Below are 18378 nucleotides of genomic sequence, written 5' to 3' on the forward strand. Positions count from 1 at the left end.
TTGGTACCTCTCATTCTTTTATTAGCTAACCTTTTTATATTAACTGAATCATAGCGCTATTGTAGAGGGCGGGCGAGTATCTGTCACCACTATCTATCACCACCTATAGTCAGTGAAAATTAATACCGCTACATTAGGCACTGTTAAATCAATTTTTTTGCTTGCTGTGCTTGCGCAGACAGAGGCTGCAAAAATTGATATTGGCAGTACCGTATCGTTTTTGAGATACTTTGACTATACCACCACAGCACCAATAAAAAACCGACCATCATGATGATAGTCGGTGGTATAACAGACTTTGATTGGCAAATCGTATAGCGATTAAATCAAATCGCTATACGCTTGGATAGCAGTTAGCGCGATGGTATAGACGATATCATCAACGAGTGCGCCACGCGATAAGTCATTGACTGGCTTATTCAAACCTTGCAGCATCGGTCCAACGCTGATGACATTTGCGCTACGCTGCACCGCTTTATACGTGGTGTTACCAGTATTGAGATCAGGGAAAATAAAGACGTTGGCTTGACCTGCGACAGGAGAGTCAGGCGCTTTTTGTTTGCCCACACTCATGACCGAGGCGGCATCATATTGTAGTGGGCCGTCGACTTTGAGGTTCGGCGCACGCTCACGGACGATTTGGGTGGCACGAGCGACTTTTTCGACATCCGCGCCTGCGCCTGATGAGCCCGTAGAATAGCTGATCATCGCGACTTTTGGATCGATACCAAAGGCAGCAGCAGACTGTGCCGATTGAATGGCAATTTCTGCCAACTCTTCAGCATTCGGATCAGGATTGATCGCACAGTCACCATAGACAACCACTTGCTCAGGCAACAGCATAAAGAACACGGACGATACGAGCGAGTACTGCGGCGCGGTTTTGATTAATTGAAATGCTGGGCGTACGGTATTGGCAGTGGTATGAATCGCACCTGAAACCAGACCGTCGACCTCATCTAGCTGTAGCATGATGGTGCCAAGATACACCGTATCTTTTAGATATTCAGCGGCGACGTCTGCGCCAGTCTTGCCTTTACGGCGCTCAACGACAGCAGCGATATATTTGCTCATATCAAGGGTGTCAGGGTCGATGATTTCTAGACCTTCTGGCAACGTCAAATCGCGATTTTTGGCGACTTGTTCGACATCGCTACGCTTAGCTAGCAGTACGCAATCAGCGATACCGCGACTCTGACAGATACAGGCCGCTTCGACGGTACGTGGTTCAGAACCTTCTGGCAATACGATACGTTTTTTAGCGTGCTGTGATTTTTTGACCAACTGATGGCGAAACGCCGATGGGGACAAGCGCGGTTCATGATTACGGCTAAAGTATTCTTTAATCCAGCTCAAATCCAAATGGGCAGCGACATAACGCGCTACTTCTTCAGCGCGATCGGTGTCATCACTTGGAATCTCTGAGCTCATATGGACAAGGCTCTGTACCGTTTGATAGCTGTCACTCTCGACGCTCATGATAGGGATGCCCGTTTTGAGCGCCGACTGCCACAGCTCCGTTACGGTCTCGCCTGGTAGGATACCACCTGTCAAAACCAATCCTGCCAGCGGAATACCATTGATACAGGCCAATCCTGCGGCCAGTAGCAAGTCATCGCGGTCACCAGGGACCACCATCAACGTACCACGTTTGAACACTTGATTGACACGAGCGACTGAGCGCGCCGTTAGACTGATGCGATTGATACGACGTGTTTTTGCTTCACCAACGTTAAGCCAAGTGGCATCAAGCTCGGTGGCAATGTCCCAAGTGCGCGGTACAGACAATGAATCGCTAAAGGGCACCACGCCGATGAGGCGAAACGCGTCGGTATTGAACGAAGGCGATAGACGCTGCACTTCTTGCAAAAAGGTTGGATCTAAGCTGACGACCGCCTCACCCGGAGCGACTGGTTGATTTTCAAAGGTATTAGGCACGTCTTGTACCCGCATCAATATTACGCCTAATGTACGCGCATCCATGACACCGCCGAACTCGCGCGCATGCACATCAAGCTTGTCCGCCAACGCCGCTGGTTGACCGATATCAGCGGCACCAACAAATATGATCTTGGCATCTAAAGCATGGGCAAGCGCACGGTTGATTTGTGAAGCGTAAGAGGTCTCAGTGGTCGGCACCAGACCTTCACAGATGATGACGTCAGGGCCATCATCTATTGTGTGATAATTGGCAATCACTTCTTCCATCAAATCATCAAGGTTGCCATCGCCCAACATCCGCTCGACGTGCTGACGGCTGATCGATTTGGGCGGCTTTAGACCAAAGGCATGCATGGTCAATGCACTTGAGCTGTCTAAGCTGTGCTGCTTATCTAGGGTATCGTCTTGCAAAAACGGCTTCATAAAGCCCGCTTTGATACCGTTATAATCAAAGGCGCGAATCAGTCCAAGCGCGGCTGATGTCACACCGATACCGCGGCTAATGGGAACAAGTAAAATGGTCTGCATAGTGTATCCTACGGTTTATTTTATTATTAAGTTCAATTCATCCTTGGCAGAATGAGTAATGTGCTGAGTATGTACGCCATAGCCTTATAGCAAATGTTAATTATATAGATATGGCGTATCAAACACGCTCACGCTTATATTAAATTCAATGCCTGACGAGTCTCTTGAGCAATACGGCACTCTTCATCAGTTGGGACGACCCATAACTCGATACTGCTGTCATCTGCGTGGAAGCTGCCTTCTTTACCACGAACCAAACTGGCATTTTTGTCAGCATCTATTTTGATACCGAAATGACGCATCACTCCTAGGATTTTGGTACGTGTAATGTCGGAGTTTTCACCGATACCGCCAGTAAAGACAATACCGGTAAACTCTGGTAGCGCACAGCTAAGGCTGCCCAGATATTTACCAGCACGATAGCAGAACATCTCGATAGCGAGCTTGGCATCTTCGTGACCTTCACTGGCTGCTTGCTCGATGGTACGCAAGTCGTTAGACAGTCCTGAAATACCAAGTAGGCCGCTGTCATTATTAAGCATTTTGTCGGTCTCTTCTAAGCTCATACCGAGCTGACGCTTTAGGTGCATGTGCAAGCTAGGATCCACATCGCCACTACGCGTACCCATCATAAGGCCCTCAAGTGGGGTCAGACCCATGCTGGTATCGAGACTTTTGCCATCGTATACTGCGGCGGCTGAGCAACCATTGCCTAGATGTGCTGTTAGCCAGCCATGCGGGCCTTTTGCCTCAGTGATTTGGCTGGTGCGTTCTGAGACATAGGCGTGAGAGGTGCCATGAAAACCATAGCGACGGATTTTATGTTCTTCGTATAGATATTTGGGTAGCGCATAGCGAAAAGCAACGGGCGGCATGGTTTGGTGAAAAGCGGTGTCGAACACCACCACTTGCGGCATATCAGGATAGATCGCCTGAACCGCTTCGATACCCAGTGCGTTTGCAGGGTTGTGTAACGGAGCTAATATTTTGAGACGCTTCACTTCTTCTAACGCATGCTCATCAACGCGAACGGCTTTGGAGTATTCGCGGCCACCATGTACCACCCGGTGTCCAACGGCGATGAAATGGTACTGCTCTAGTAGCTCAAGGATTTTTTGTAGCGCCAGCTTATGGCGACCACCAGGAATAGAGATTTCAAGTTTTTCACCTTTTAAGGTCGTGTGCTTAATACGGGCGGTATCGAGACCTAGGTTTTCGGCAAGACCGGTGATACGAGTAGAGTTGTCATCACTAATCAACGCGTATTTGATGGAAGACGAGCCGCAGTTTAAAACCAAGGTTGGGCTGGTCAGGGTTGATGTTTCAGAGTTCTTATCATCAAAAGTGGTGGTTAGGCTGGCGCTCATACTCTATCCTTAGATTGGTTTTTATAGGTGGGTTTTTGTAGGTCGAAAATCATCATATCGTCAGATTACTATGATAAAAACGACACTGACATCGCATCGTGCTCATATTAAGGTGATGATAGATTGATCGTATTTAACACAAAATTAGCCATATCCATGCTGATCTATCAAACAAGTATATGATCGATCTTAGTCATACTGAGGCTGATGGTTGTATCTTATTACTATATAGCAGTACCGCTGAATCGTAGGCCTGAGCCTTAGCATAGCCGTAAGGCCGCGGTATAATGTAACATATTTTTGTAGCTATACCGCGATAATGGTAAGGTTTAAAATTGGTGTCTATCAAGCGTTCAAAATATTGGTACATCTGTTATAGCTAGTGGCTCTTAGGTACTTTAGCCATTGATTATTGGCTGTTGTAGAGCTGCCTTATGAATATCAAAAATTGTAAGAAATATTGTCCAAATTCCTATCAGACATGTTTTTATGCGCAAATTATCAAGCGATACCGTCAGTAAATTATGATGAAAGCATCAAACCAATCCCCACTATGAGCCAAATTTATTGGCCAATGCTGTTCAGTATGCGTACAGCTTTGTGTCATAATGCTATGATTAAAACTTTGATATTGGCCATTTTTGGGCTGCCTTTTTCGATCTTTATTTATTACGATTTTTAATCGCACTTACACCGCTACACGCTCACAGGTGATCCACTCTATGTCTACTATACTTCGCTCATCAGAAACTGGGCATATCGCCTTATGGAGACTTGCCAGTCGCCGCGCCATTATTACTTTAGTTATTGGCAGTGCGATGATGGTAGGGTTGTCAGGCTGCGGGCAAAAAGGCGCTTTGTACTTACCAAAGTCCAGTAGCCAAACGGTAGAGGGTAGCCCATCTGTACTAAATAGTACGAGCCATCCACAAGATGCCGCTTTTGCTGGTATTGATGATGATACCTATCAAAAAAATGACTATCTAGATGAACAGCAAATACTGCCCGAGCCGAGTACAGATCCTAACGATTATTAATGTTTATTCTTACCCTTGATACCCTGATTATATTAGAGATGTTTATATGAGTCATTCTGAACTACCTGCTGACGTAACCGATGTTGCTACTGGCGAATCTGTCACTATCCAAACTGAGCACGGTCTATATGTTGATCCTAAAGCGTTAAGCGCTCATCTGCCCGCGCTAAGCTATCGCGACGACGCGCTATATATGGAGCAGGTCAGTGTTGATGAGTTGGCAAAACAATATGGTACGCCATGCTATGTCTACTCAAAGCAGGCGATACTGGATGTTTATCAAGCCTATACCGATAGCTTTGCCAGTCTCGATCATCAGGTATGCTACGCGGTAAAAGCAAACTCGAATCTTGCGGTGCTTGGAGTGCTTGCGCAGGCAGGTGCTGGGTTTGACATCGTCTCTCGTGGTGAGCTGATGCGCGTACTGGCTGCAGGTGGCGCAGCGTCGCGCGTTGTATTCTCAGGTGTTGGCAAAACTTATGGAGATATCGAATACGCACTGACCCAAGGTATTGGCTGCTTTAACGTCGAGTCGATCAGTGAGCTGACCTTGATCAACGAGGTAGCGGTAGCACTGAATAAACGCGCGCCAATCTCATTACGCGTCAATCCAAATGTCGATGCCAAGACGCATCCGTATATCTCAACAGGTCTTAAAGACAACAAGTTTGGCATCACTCACGAAGACGCCTTAGCGGTCTATCAGCAAGCGGCGGATTTATCACATATTGATATCGTTGGTATTGATTGTCACATTGGCTCGCAGTTGACGGAAGTCGCGCCGTTTGTCGCCGCACTAGATAAAGTCATTGAGCTGATACATAGCCTGCGCGATCATGGTATTGAGCTGCGTCATATTGATTTGGGTGGCGGTCTAGGCGTGCGTTATATTGATGAGACGCCCGTGTCTATCGATGAGTTTGCCGAGGCTTTATTACCAAAGCTTAGCGAGCTTGGTTTGACCGTATTCTTTGAGCCAGGTCGTAGTATCGTTGCAAATGCTGGTGTGCTATTGACGCAAGTCGATGTACTTAAGCCGACTGAGCATAAGAACTTTGCGATTGTCGATGCTGCGATGAATGACCTGATTCGTCCTGCTTTATATCAAGCTGAAATGGCCGTGATTCCAAGTACATTACCGAGCGATGGTATTGATACAAATGGTACAAAGCCGTGGGACATCGTTGGCGCGATTTGTGAGACAGGGGATTTTTTAGCAAAAGACCGCTTACTGTCATTAGAGGCAGGAGCTGTCTTGGCAGTGACGGGCGCAGGGGCTTATGGCTTTACTATGAGTAGTAATTACAACTCGCGTCCGCGTGCCAGCGAAGTGATGGTATCAGGCAATAACCATCAGCTCATCCGCAAACGTGAAACGGTTGAAGCATTGTATGCTGACGAAATACTGTGGCAGGATAAATAAAGCCGCCAACACGCCAACACTGACACTGTTTTTGCATAATAAATAAAACCCACCGTGATAATAACGGTGGGTTTTTTATGGCAAACTCGAATGGGGTATATCGAGTTTGAGGTATAACAATAAGTTAGTATTTGATAGCGGTGATAATTATGATTGTATCTGACAGCGTGCTAATATAAGCCATACATAAAAATAGGATAGGACATCAAAGATATGCTAATAGAATTTACTAAAATGCATGGGCTGGGCAATGATTTTATGGTTATCGATTTGGTGACCCAGCGCTTAGATTTGAGCAAGGAGTTGGTAGCGTTATTGGGAGATCGCCACCTAGGTATTGGCTTTGATCAACTGCTTGTGGTCGAGCCACCGATGCGCCCCGATGTTGATTTTAGTTACCGTATTTTTAACACCGATGGCACCGAGGTGGAGCAATGCGGCAATGGTGCGCGCTGTTTTGCCCGTTTTGTCCAAGCACGTAAACTGTCATTTAAGCAGCGTCTACGAGTTGAGACGGCGAGCGGCATTATCTCTTTGACCACCGATCGGTTTGGTTGGGTAGAGGTTGATATGGGTAAGCCCAAGTTTGAGCCAAATGAGATTCCCTTTAGCCCAAGAGCCACGACCAAAATCCAAAACACTTATCACCTCGATGTCAATGGCACACCTGTACAGCTATATGTCGCCAATATGGGCAACCCACATGCCGTTATCATAGTTGATGACGTGCTTGACGCTGAGGTTGAGACGTTAGGCAAGGCCATTGAGTCCCATCCAGCGTTCCCAGATCGCGTCAACGTGGGCTTTATGCAAGTGATGAACCAGCGTCATATTCGTCTGCGTGTGTATGAGCGCGGCGTGGGCGAGACGCAAGCTTGCGGCACGGGCGCCTGTGCAGCAGTTGCAGTCGGTATAAGAGAGGGCTGGCTCGATGAAGGCGAAGAAGTGCGCGCGCAGCTCTATGGTGGCAGTTTGATCATCAAGTGGCAGCCTGGCTATTCAGTTATGATGACAGGTCCGACTGCTTTTGTTTATGAAGGAGTCTTTAGTCCAGATGGTTTGATGGCGCAAGCAGGTATTAAGCCAAGTTCTGAAGGCTGATATCTGTCGTTAGAAAAATGATATCAATAACATGGGTGCTTCTGATATGGTTATGTCCACTCATCAAGACGGTCAGACAACGCAAACGGCACCTTGGCTATCAGCTGAGCTGGCGGCGAATATAGAGTCAGATGCCGCGCTACGAGCGTTATTAGCACCTGTCCATCGTTGGCTCAATACGCTGTCTGTGCGTAATCACTCGCCGCATACGCTGACCGCTTATTTTGCTGGCTTAAACCAACTGGCACTGTTCTTACGCGGTAAGCGTCTGACGTGGACGCGTTGTGATAAGCGCCAACTGGCTCAGCATATTAGTCAGCGTCTCGATGAAGACAAGCTTGCGCTTGCTAGCGTTCAGCAAGAGCTGTCAGCGATTCGGCATTTTTATGGTTGGCTCATAGAGGAGGATTTGGCGCGTATCAATCCAACGACCGGCTATCAGCTCAAGCGTAGCCCTAGACCATTACCCTCTATCGCTGATGTGGATTTATTGACGCAGTTACTCGATCAACAAATCCCTGATACGCCAGAGCAGGCGCGCTTGTGGTTGCGTGATAAAGCCATGTTTGAGCTGCTCTATAGTAGTGGTCTACGTGTTGGCGAGTTGGTCGCACTCGATATGGCTGATGTGGACTTGTCTGATTTACGGGTGCGAGTCACTGGTAAGGGTAATAAAACCCGCTTAGTGCCATTAGGCACAAAAGCAGCAGAAGCGATTAAACGCTATCTACCGCATCGCAATCTATGGGTCGAACAGATGGACAGCGCCTTGTTCATTAGCGAAAAACTCGGCACCAGACTATCGACGCGAGCAGTACAGCAGCGTCTAAAAGTTGCGGCGACTCGCGCAGGTATTGCGCAAAACATGTATCCACATCTACTGCGTCATTGCTTTGCCTCACACATGCTGTCAGGTAGTGGTGACTTGCGTGCCGTGCAGGAGATGTTAGGACATAGCGATATCAGTACCACGCAAATTTACACCCACGTTGATTTTGCCAAATTAACACAAGTCTATGATCGCGCCCATCCACGAGCCACCCACACTCAAAATGATGAAAATCCTACCTAATTGAGTAATCTACGGTTTAAGCAATCTATGTTACTTCTTAAGTTATGCCAAACGATGACAATCAAAGATAGGTAATTTCTGTCGACCTTGCACTTGAGCTTGCTTGTCTAATGATGCCATGACGATGGCGTATCCTTTATCTATGTCAGATGTCGTAGACAGATTTAGCTCACTGCTATCATGGCTCGCAATAACGCTGCCATCAAAAGCAGTAATGGTAGTATGTCCCCACGTCTGGCGAGTATTGCCATCTTTATATGCATGATCGCCGCCCTGTGCTGCACCGATCACCATGCACTGACTGTCCAAAGCACGTGCCTGTAACAATAGCGACCAATGCGCCTGTCCCGTTAGATAAGTAAAAGCAGACGGTGCACTTAATATATCAGCACCTGCTTGACGTAAGCGCTGCGCTAAAGCAGGAAAGCGCAAATCAAAACAGACCATCATACCCAACTGATAGACAGCGCCTTCTGACTCAAGAGGCGCAACCACGGTCTGCGTGCCCGGCTCAAACGTCGCCGCTTCATTGTAGCTGCCTTGCTTATCAGCCACGGTCGCGGTAAACAGATGAATCTTATCGTAGCGCGCCACTCGCGTACCATCAGGTGCAAACAATTGACTGACTTGACGCAGCCGACCATCAGGAACGACCATGCCATCAGGCCGATAAGGGCAAGGCAGTGAGCCTGCCAGTAGATATATATTATGAGTGCGGGCATACTCTGCCATCGTCGCTGATAGCGCGTCAAAACGCTCTGCAGTCGCAAACTGCTGACCCATGCTACAGCAGTTTTCAGGTACGACAACGAGTTCAGCACCTTGCGATTTGGCATCAATGAGCGCCGCTTTTATATTCGCTAAATTGCTATCGATGTCTTGCTGGCTGTTCATCTGAATGGCAGCTGTGCTAAATTGAGAGGGCATTGTTGTGTCAGTCATGACAATATTCTCCGTGACGGGTAAGTCTTGATGGCTGCTCATGACAATTTTTTATGACGTTTTTTATTATAAAATGTTGATGACGCTGAACAAACCATTCATAGTTATCGGTTGGTTATTAAGGCAAACATGCTAAATTTGTATCACGAACATACCAATCGTATCTGGATAGGATATAAATTAACGTAGCAAAATTGTGATAAAAAATGCTATCGTCATGTCCTGTTAAGGTGACATTATCGCCTTAATTGGCAAAATAAATACAATATGACCAAGACTGGAGTGTAATAAGCCGCCCATGAGTATGTCATTCGGATTGGCGAGCACGCTAAGCACCTCACAAAAACTGACACCGCAAATGCAGCAAGCCATTAAATTGCTGCAGCTCTCTAGTCTTGAGCTTGCACAAGAGGTTCAAGCCAAACTGGATAGTAATCCGCTGCTTGAACGTATCGAAGAGGATGATGACGAGTACGAGAATAACCGTGACGATAGAGCAGATGAGCTAAGCGAGTCATTAACACTTGATAGCTGGAACCAAAGCAGCAGTGACGCATCTAGCGCAGGATCTGATAACCATACAGACTATGGTGACGATAGCACTGACAGCTGGGAGAAACTGCAGCAATCTCGTATTGATGATGGAGCGATGGATAGTGATAGCAGTTTTGAGACGGATAGCTTCGATGCCAGCAGCTTTGATACAGGTAACTATGCTTCTGCCTCCACAGGTTCTGGTAGCAGTAGAGCGGATGAGGATTTTGATAGTTATCAGGGCGGTACTTCGTCGACTATCCAAGATCACGTACGTTGGCAGCTCAACTTTAAGCGCCTATCAGAAGCGGACACCCTGATTGCAGAGTATTTGATGGACTCTATGGATGACATGGGATTCATACGAATTGATATCGATGAGCTGCTACAGAGCTTTGATACCATGGCCAACTTTTATCAGTGGGATGAACGCGTTGAGTACGACGAGGTCATGGCCGTATTGCGTATGATCCAATCTTGCGATCCGATTGGCGTTGGCGCACGTCATTTGAGTGAGTGCCTAGCGATTCAGTTATCCAAGCTAGACGCCAATACTGCATATCTCAAAGAAGCAAAAGCGTTGCTAACAGCCGGCGAGCTTTTGGTGAGTAACAATATCAAAGCGCTTACTGAACGGACAGGCCTTGCCCCTGAGAACATCACCCCTGCGCTTAACTTACTGCGCACCTTAAACCCTTCACCCGGATTACTCTTTCAGATCAACCAGCCTGATTATACCCAGCAGCCCGACAGTTACGACATTCCAGATGTATTAGTCACACCCATTAGGAGTCGTAAAGCCACTGCCAATACTGAGGCATTAGAAGACGGTTGGCATGTACGCCTCAATCCTGACACCTTGCCGAAGCTGCGAGTAAACCAAGAATATGCCAATTTAGTCAAACGCGGTGATGACAGTCCGGACAACCAATATCTGCGTGAAAACCTCACCGATGCGCGCCTCTTTATCCGCAGTATTGAGGAGCGCAATCAAAACCTATTAAAAGTAGCAACCAGTATTGTGCGTTATCAGCAGGAGTTTTTGCAACACGGTGCAACGGCCATGCAACCACTTATTCTAAAGGCAATCGCAGAAGAAGTAAATCTACACGAGTCCACCGTTTCACGTCTCACGACCAGTAAGACGATTTTGACACCGCAAGGACTATTTTCACTAAAGCACTTTTTTTCTTCTCACGTCAGCAGTTCGGATGGCGATATCTCATCAACGGCCATCAGTGCCATGATTAAAAAGCTCATCGCTGATGAAGATCCCAAAAAACCGCTATCGGATAGCCGTATTCAAAAAGAATTATTGGCAGACGGTATCGATATTGCCAGAAGAACTGTTGCCAAATATCGTGAAGCCATGAATATTGGCTCATCTACTCAGCGCAAACAGAAGTATTAATCGTTTAAATACAGCCATCTGCAACAATTTTGAGTAATCATTGATATTTCTGTGGCAAGATATAAAAAATAAAATTTTTTGATTATATAGAAACATGATGGAAACAACAGCTATTGTTACACTTAATTACAATTTAACGTCTTGCTACTATCCCTCTTTCATGACAAATTAGAGTCATACCAACAACGAAATCTAAGTGCCAATCTATAGTATTTACTTGTAATGAATAAAGGAGACGATAAAAGGATACGTCGAAATCTTACTAGAGGCATTAGATAGATTATTGGTAAGGCAGGATGATAAGAGCAGGAATGCGACTTCATCTGTTGAATGTAAGTTACAAATACAAGGACAATAATATGAATGTTTCTATCAGTGGTCACCATATCAGTGTTACCGAAGCTATGGACACAGCAGTTCGTGAAAAGCTTGAAAAAGTAGAGCGACACTTTGATCAGATACAGAGTATTAAAGTGATATTATCGTTAGACAATAGTGGCGCAAGTGATGGCGGTAAAAAAAGTCATAAAGCTGAAGCAATTATGCGCGTCTCAGGTCAAGAAATGTTTGTCCAAGCCTTAGAAGATGATATGTATAAAGCCATTAATGAGATGGCAGACAAACTTGATAGACAAGTACGTAAGTACAAGACCCGTCAAGAGCGCAAAAAGACTCAGGGTGCTGGGCGTGATGAGCGCTATCAAGACACCACGCCTGCTGAAGCAGTGCCAGCAGCTTAATCATAGGTTTGAATAACGTTGATTAAGTGGGCAATCAGATCATCAAGAGCGTCTGAACGAGCTAAAAAATAAGAAATTTGACAAACAGCTGTTTCATTCATTGGTGATCTATAAAAGAAAAAAGACCTCGAACGTTTGACACGTTGAGGTCTTTTTTAGTACGTCTCTAATGATGCGGTTAAGAGTTCATAATTAATAAAAACTAATGACAGACTGAAATATAAAAATTAGCCTCCGCCCACAGCCTGTACGACTTCTATATTCATACCTTCTACAATACGCAATTGAGCCAGCTCACTCTTTGGTGTTAGCTCACCATCTACTTCAACGGCATAGCGTCCTTGACTGAGTCCAAGTTCATTGATGACTAATTGCACTGTCTGATGAGTGGTTTGTAAGTTTTTACCATTAACACTAATGGTGCTCATATAAAATCCTCCTTAATAATTTGAGATTCCTTGTAGTAACGGTCCTATAAGTATTAGTCGCAATATAGGTGCTTTGAATCTTATAGGCGACTATTTGTATCTATACTCATAATATCAATCAATCTTCGGCAGGTATGAGTAGAATGGATTAATCCATTGAGTTCTCAAGTCGAAATGCAGAGATAGCAAGCCATAACCAACCTGCAATCATAAGAACCCCGCCAATGGGCGTAATCGCGCCAAACCAGCGCGGTGCTCCAAGCGTCATGGCATATAGACTACCGGCAAATATAATAATACCGGTTTGCAATAACCAAGCCGTAGCTTGAGTGGTATATTTTAAGCGTATCAGTAAGCCCACAACTAATAGACCCAGCGCATGTATGAACAAATACAGCGTCGCAGTATGCCACCATTCAAGTTGTTGCACATTTACGACGCCCTTCAAACCATGCGCACCAAATGCACCCAAAGCGACAGCGATGGCCATATTAATCGCGGCAATACCGATCCAATTTAACATGACAACACTCGTCTTTTTTTGATGCTATTGAATATCATCAGGTAAAATCACGCTATCAATGGTCATGGCATCGCGGATTTTGTCCATCGCGTTTTTTTCGATCTGACGGACACGTTCAGCGGATATAGAGTAAACCGCGGCCAGCTCGTGCAAAGTGGATTTTTGCTCAGAGAGCCAGCGCTGCTCGACGATATCACGTGAGCGATCGTCTAATGTCCCCATAGCCGCGATGAGGGCAGACGAGTTATTTTCTTCCCAGTCTTCTTCTTCTAGCTGCTCAGCTGGGTCAATGCCATCTTCCAAAAACAGCTGCGGTGCATAGCGACCGTCATCATCGTCGCTGGATTGCGCTTCAAATGAGGCGTCATAAGAGGTCAGACGCGACTCCATCTCGAGCACTTGCTTGCGCGTGACATTCAAATCTTTGGCAATCGCGTCTGCTTCTTCTAGCGTGAGCTGATTATTGGTTTTCTTTAAACTACGTAAATTAAAGAATAACTTGCGATGTGCTTTGGTGGTCGCGACTTTTACGATACGCCAGTTACGGATGACAAATTCGTGAATTTCAGCTTTGATCCAATGTACGGCAAAAGACACCAAGCGCACGCCTTTATTCGGATCAAACCGTTTGACCGCCTTCATCAATCCAAGATTACCTTCTTGGATTAAATCAGCTTGTGGCAGTCCATAACCTGAGTAGCTACGTGCAATATGAATGACAAAACGCAGATGCGACATCACCAGCAGACGTGCTGCTTCGACATCACCTTCATCATAATAGCGATGGGCAAGTTCTTGCTCTTGTACAGGCGTTAAGATCGGAATTTGATGCACAGTATTGATGTAGGCGCCCAGATTAACCCCCGGCGCTGCCAAATGGGTTGGCATTGCTGGCACCAAATCGCGCGTACTGGTATTGCCTAATGTACTGGCATCATAAGGTGGGCGCTGTGCAGCTGCCTTTAGTGCCGCATCGCGCGCATCGTTTTTTATAGGAGCTGTGCTGTCTTTTTTATTCGCATTCGCAGCATCAGAAGTAGTAGTAGCCATATTCTTGACCTTGGTTAAATAGTTAAGCAAACAGTCAGATAAAAATCTCTATAGTTGTAATTGTAAAGGACAGCAGCGTTTAGTTGCTATCAGTTTTGGTAATGATGAAGTGATATATTGTAGCGAAACGCTGCAATGATGTGCTATTGCCTGACAAATCAGTAACTTCGTTGACGATTAACGCTAAGTAGTCGCTCGTTTGTGTTTGCTGACTCTGACGACAAAACGCTGTGATATCAGCTTGTGAGTTGGGATCCGTCGCGACCACATATAATGAGTCACCAGAGGCTACATCGCGTAACGCAACCTTGGTTTTCAGCAGTGGCATTGGGCATGCAAGCCCGCGTCCGTCGACGAAACGCTTGATATTTAGTAAAGGTTGCTCTTCATCTATTTTCGTCTCAGTACCAACACCTGGGCCATCATTCTCTACTGGCAACAAATCTAACAGATGATTGATCTCTTGCTGTTCTGGATCGGATAAGCTCGCTGATAAGTAAATAGAGTGTGATGCACGTTTGATGGGTAATTGGCTATCAGCGGACATAATACAAACCTTACAAGTATCAGTATTTCGGTTTCTTTATCAAAAAAGGCTCTAACAATTATTTTTGAATATCGTCAATCTATTTACGGCAACCATGAGATTACTATTATTGTGTTTAACCATTATACCAAATAGCCGATGTATAATTGCATTTGAATATAATCAACGCCATGTTCGGTTCATTAGAATCACACAGTCATGTTGCACAATCGTGACGGGTGGCTGAGTGATTGGTAGCTAAGCACATAGTAGAATTGACCTTGTACAAACAAGCTCGTATAGTCAAAAAGACGTCGTCAACAATCTGATAGGATACGAATTTGTACCACGCTAATAGACCGACACGACTTATTAAAGCCGCCAGCCATTCGATGAATAAGCTGTCGGAAAGCTCGCTATCTAAACTATTTGGGCAAACAGATAGCCGCAACTCTGTGGTTTTATCTTTTTCAAATAGGATCAAAATCGGACTGTCAGTGACATTTCTGGTAATTGCTACAAGTGCTCATAGCAAGGATGGTGATGATAGCCAAGCTATGCCATTTGCCAATCATTCATGGCAAACAGTAGAGTCACAATCGTTAGAGCTACCCAATTTGCGCGGGCAAGGACTAAGCTTTGCTGAGCAGTATCAAAATAAAATGCTGGGTGAGTGGTCATTACAGAACATCAATGGTCGGGTCAAAATGGAGCACGACCCTTGGGTGCAAGAAACGGTAAAAGACATGACATGGCGATTGAATGCGCAAGCCCGTCAGCAAGCACCACTTGGCTTAGTTATTCTTGATAATCCCAGCATCAATGCTTTTGCGGCACCTGGTGGAGTCATCGGGATCAATACAGGGACGATATTGGCCGCCAAAAGTATGGATGAGCTGGCAAGTGTCATCGCCCATGAAGTCGCGCACATCAGTCAACGTCACTATGAGCACAGCGCAGACGAGCGCAAAAAAGCCTTACTGATGCAAGTAGGCGGTATGTTGGCTGCGATTGCCGCATCAGCAGTCGATGGTGATGCGGCGGCGGCTGTAATGGCGGGTAGCCAGACAGCTTCTATGAATAGCAGCATGGCTTTTAGCCGTAACAACGAGCGCGAGGCCGACCGAGTAGGGATGCAAATCATGACTCAGGCAGGCTATGACCCTCGGGCAATGCCACGGTTTTTTGCCACGATGAATCAACAAAGCCAGCTCAATCAGGTTGAAAATCGCTTTTTACCAAGCTTTGTGCGCTCGCACCCGCTCAGTGATGAGCGACTGAGTGAGTCGCAGAGCCGTGCTGGGCAGTATCCCACACTGTCATTGAGCCAGCAGCAGCGTCATCAAGCCTTGTTTGATTTGCTCTATTGGCGTGTACAAGCTACTGGCAAACATGCTTCTGAAGTGACGCTCACAACCGCTGCTAAAAATAGTCTGGGTGCCAAACTTGCCTTAGTGAGTTGGTACGGAGAACAGCAGCGCATCAAAGAGGCTAATGAGGTATTGGCACAGATTAATAAACTCCCAAATACGCAGCGTCAAAGCCTAGAACCTTTACTATCGATTACTCATAGCCAGCTTTTAAGTGAACAAGGCAAATGGCAACAAGCTGCAGATATTTTAGAGAGTCAGCAGCGTCTGTATCCTGAGCGCCGTGACTTGCGTCTGTATTTGGCGGAAGCACTGACCAATAGCAATCAGCCATTAAGGGCACAAGCACTGCTAAAACCACTCACAGAGCAACAACCAAGCGATCGCTATGCATGGCAAAGTTTGCAGCTTGCTAATGAAAAGCTCGCTAAAACCGCAACGTCACCACAACTGGCTAATATTGCAACGATCAACGCATTGCGTTATCGCAGTTATGATCAACTTTGGAATGGGCGCTATGAGAGTGCGTTGACATCACTGACGCAGGCCAAGCAATTGACTGAAAACCTGCAAGCCACAGCACAAAGCAATAGTGCGCGCCCATTGCTAGCCAATATCAACGCAGAAATCAAAGCAATAAAAACCGCCAAAGACTTTGAGCCTTAGGCGGTTTGTAAATAGTCAGTTTTTCGTACAACAACGGGTGCGCTTGACAACATCATTTTCAGTAGTAGCAGCTCATATGCCGGCTTGCTACCCAAAATGAAAAATTAGCCTTGTAGTGCATCTTTAACCATTTTAGAGATCAACGCAGGATCAGCACGACCAGCGGTCTTGTTTTTCAGTACACCCATCACGCTGCCCATATCACGCATAGAAGTGGCACCTTGCTCTGCGATTTCCGCGTTGACCAATGCCATGATTTCATCTTGATTCATTTGCTGTGGCATAAACTCATTGATAATATCAATTTCAAACTGCTCTTTGGCCGCCAAATCATCACGACCATTTTCAGTAAAAATAGTGAGCGACTCTTGACGTTGTTTGAGCTGCTTTTGTAGCACTTCTAATACTTGCGCGTCATCAAGCTCTGTCTGACGATCGATCTCGATCTGTTTGACGACTGATTGTACGTTGCGCAGTATTTTGACACGCTCAAGCTCACGAGCTTTCATAGAAGTTTTGATGTTGTCTGATAACGTCTGTTTAAGTTGGCTCACTGCTATTATCCTTATTCGTTTGTTAAATGCTATTTGTTGGGTATTGTTTAATAAGTTTTTTTGGGGTAAAACCTGCTGAGAGCGGGCTTTGATAAAAAATTGCGTCAGCAGTAACAACGAAAATTGTAGCATAAAAAACGCCACTGATATCGATGGATAACAGTGGCGTTAGTGTAGCACTTGTACTTAACTAATCAGATTATTGATTAGTACATACGAGTAGTACGAAGAGTTTCGCGTTGTAACTTCTTCTTATAACGCTTTACGGCAGCTGCTTTTTTGCGCTTACGTACTTGCGTTGGTTTTTCATAAAACTCACGCTTACGTACGTCTGATAATACACCAGCTTTTTCACAAGCGCGCTTGAAACGACGGATAGCGATATCAACTGGTTCGTTTTCTTTAACCTTAACTGCAGGCATGAAGACTCCTCGATTAGGATGAGATATAAGGGCATTAGTTTGGCTGTATATTAGTATTTAGCCGTAATATCTCAAGATTACTGGCATCAGCTCAAACTAGGACAATTCTCACGCATTGGCGTAAGGGCAGGTATTTTAATAAAAAATATCAACAAAGTCAATGATTTTAACAGTTTATTGTCTATTTATACTTTGTTTAAAATGTATCGAGGCCGAGCTGTCAGGTTTTAGGTGGAATTGGAGCACAAAGTTTAGTGTTAATAAAAAATCCTTACGGTCTATAACGGTTTAGTGGGAGTTTATGCTATGATATTTCCCATATTGTAGGGTCTATGAACCGTTTTGTGCGTATTTTATTGAGGATGTTGGAATGAAAAAAACAGTATTGAACACGGTGTTAAGCACAGCTTTTATCGTAGCTTTGGGTGCGGGCGTGAGTGCTTGTAGCGGCGGCGAAGAGCACGAAGAAGTATTGGCGATCGATATGGTAGATGAAGCGGCTGAGCTGGCACGCGCAAACGCCCCTGAAGCAGAAGACATGGAGTTTCCAGAGACGGCACCGATGCCAGCGGCGGATGCAACAGCTGTAGATGGGACAGAAGCTGATGCCACTGCTGAAGCAGGTACAGCGGATACAAGCATGGCAGACGCGACAACCCCAGCCACAGAGAGTGCTGATACTGCGGCTGCGCCTGCTGCCACTGACAGCGCCGATATGGCAACACCTGCTGAATAAGCTTTTA

At 45.8% G+C, this 18378-nt stretch carries 17 protein-coding genes; 8 read left to right on the forward strand and 9 right to left on the reverse strand.

Features of this window, described 5'->3' with window-relative positions; all coding sequences use genetic code 11:
• Window positions 1–321 precede the first annotated feature (321 nt).
• A complete protein-coding gene (gene pta / locus CUR83_RS02030) occupies window positions 322–2469 on the reverse strand; it encodes a phosphate acetyltransferase (RefSeq protein WP_284718957.1) in 2148 nt (715 codons plus the stop codon).
• Window positions 2470–2603: 134 nt separating this feature from the next.
• A complete protein-coding gene (locus CUR83_RS02035) occupies window positions 2604–3836 on the reverse strand; it encodes an acetate/propionate family kinase (protein ID WP_284718958.1) in 1233 nt (410 codons plus the stop codon).
• Window positions 3837–4558: 722 nt separating this feature from the next.
• Between CUR83_RS02035 and lptM the strand changes: the two genes are divergently transcribed.
• From lptM to CUR83_RS02055, 4 genes are all read left to right on the forward strand, one after another.
• A complete protein-coding gene (gene lptM / locus CUR83_RS02040) occupies window positions 4559–4873 on the forward strand; it encodes an LPS translocon maturation chaperone LptM (RefSeq protein WP_284718959.1) in 315 nt (104 codons plus the stop codon).
• 46 nt (window positions 4874–4919) lie between these two features.
• A complete protein-coding gene (lysA, locus tag CUR83_RS02045; RefSeq protein WP_284718960.1) occupies window positions 4920–6296 on the forward strand; it encodes a diaminopimelate decarboxylase in 1377 nt (458 codons plus the stop codon).
• A 213-nt stretch (window positions 6297–6509) separates the two neighbouring features.
• Entirely contained in the window at window positions 6510–7397 is an 888-nt protein-coding gene (dapF, locus tag CUR83_RS02050; protein WP_284718961.1) for a diaminopimelate epimerase, read from the forward strand.
• 52 nt (window positions 7398–7449) lie between these two features.
• Window positions 7450–8469 carry a tyrosine recombinase XerC gene (locus CUR83_RS02055; protein ID WP_284718962.1) on the forward strand — a complete coding sequence of 340 codons (1020 nt, stop codon included), beginning with the start codon at window positions 7450–7452 and terminating at the stop codon, window positions 8467–8469.
• 42 nt (window positions 8470–8511) lie between these two features.
• Here the strand turns inward: CUR83_RS02055 and CUR83_RS02060 are convergent, their stop codons facing one another.
• Window positions 8512–9411: a nitrilase-related carbon-nitrogen hydrolase gene (locus CUR83_RS02060; RefSeq protein WP_284718963.1), complete on the reverse strand. Its 900-nt coding sequence runs from the start codon at window positions 9409–9411 to the stop codon at window positions 8512–8514.
• Between the two features lie 298 nt (window positions 9412–9709).
• On the opposite strand from CUR83_RS02060, the gene rpoN reads away from it, so the two are divergent.
• Window positions 9710–11356, forward strand: a complete 1647-nt coding sequence (rpoN, locus tag CUR83_RS02065; protein WP_186475211.1) for an RNA polymerase factor sigma-54 — start codon at window positions 9710–9712, stop codon at window positions 11354–11356.
• Window positions 11357–11715: 359 nt separating this feature from the next.
• On the forward strand, window positions 11716–12096 hold the full coding sequence (gene hpf, locus CUR83_RS02070; RefSeq protein WP_071002423.1) for a ribosome hibernation-promoting factor, HPF/YfiA family: 381 nt from the start codon (window positions 11716–11718) through the stop codon (window positions 12094–12096).
• Between the two features lie 227 nt (window positions 12097–12323).
• Here hpf and thiS read toward each other — a convergent pair whose 3' ends face one another.
• The 4 genes from thiS to CUR83_RS02090 form a co-directional block, all read right to left on the reverse strand.
• Window positions 12324–12524 (reverse strand): sulfur carrier protein ThiS, encoded by a 201-nt coding sequence (thiS, locus tag CUR83_RS02075; protein ID WP_058025626.1) that lies wholly within the window; start codon window positions 12522–12524, stop codon window positions 12324–12326.
• Between the two features lie 148 nt (window positions 12525–12672).
• Window positions 12673–13047: a DUF423 domain-containing protein gene (locus CUR83_RS02080; protein WP_071002422.1), complete on the reverse strand. Its 375-nt coding sequence runs from the start codon at window positions 13045–13047 to the stop codon at window positions 12673–12675.
• 24 nt (window positions 13048–13071) lie between these two features.
• Window positions 13072–13935, reverse strand: coding sequence for an RNA polymerase sigma factor RpoH (rpoH, locus tag CUR83_RS02085; protein WP_201587611.1), 864 nt, complete (start codon window positions 13933–13935; stop codon window positions 13072–13074).
• 241 nt (window positions 13936–14176) lie between these two features.
• Window positions 14177–14644, reverse strand: a complete 468-nt coding sequence (locus tag CUR83_RS02090) for a sulfurtransferase TusA family protein (RefSeq protein WP_284718964.1) — start codon at window positions 14642–14644, stop codon at window positions 14177–14179.
• A 476-nt stretch (window positions 14645–15120) separates the two neighbouring features.
• On the opposite strand from CUR83_RS02090, the gene CUR83_RS02095 reads away from it, so the two are divergent.
• Complete coding sequence (locus CUR83_RS02095) at window positions 15121–16659, forward strand: M48 family metalloprotease (RefSeq protein ID WP_284718965.1); 1539 nt, start codon at window positions 15121–15123, stop codon at window positions 16657–16659.
• A 104-nt stretch (window positions 16660–16763) separates the two neighbouring features.
• On the opposite strand, the gene CUR83_RS02100 is transcribed toward CUR83_RS02095, so the two are convergent.
• Together CUR83_RS02100 and rpsU are read right to left on the reverse strand one after the other, a co-directional pair.
• The gene (locus CUR83_RS02100) at window positions 16764–17213 is read right to left on the reverse strand and encodes a GatB/YqeY domain-containing protein (protein ID WP_058025631.1); all 450 of its coding nucleotides are present in this window, start codon (window positions 17211–17213) and stop codon (window positions 16764–16766) included.
• Window positions 17214–17419: 206 nt separating this feature from the next.
• Entirely contained in the window at window positions 17420–17635 is a 216-nt protein-coding gene (rpsU, locus tag CUR83_RS02105; protein WP_284718966.1) for a 30S ribosomal protein S21, read from the reverse strand.
• 370 nt (window positions 17636–18005) lie between these two features.
• On the opposite strand from rpsU, the gene CUR83_RS02110 reads away from it, so the two are divergent.
• Complete coding sequence (locus CUR83_RS02110; RefSeq protein WP_284718967.1) at window positions 18006–18371, forward strand: hypothetical protein; 366 nt, start codon at window positions 18006–18008, stop codon at window positions 18369–18371.
• Window positions 18372–18378: the final 7 nt, after the last annotated feature.

The sequence above is a fragment of the Psychrobacter pocilloporae genome, from assembly GCF_029872915.1.
Taxonomy (GTDB): Bacteria; Pseudomonadota; Gammaproteobacteria; order Pseudomonadales; family Moraxellaceae; genus Psychrobacter; species Psychrobacter pacificensis.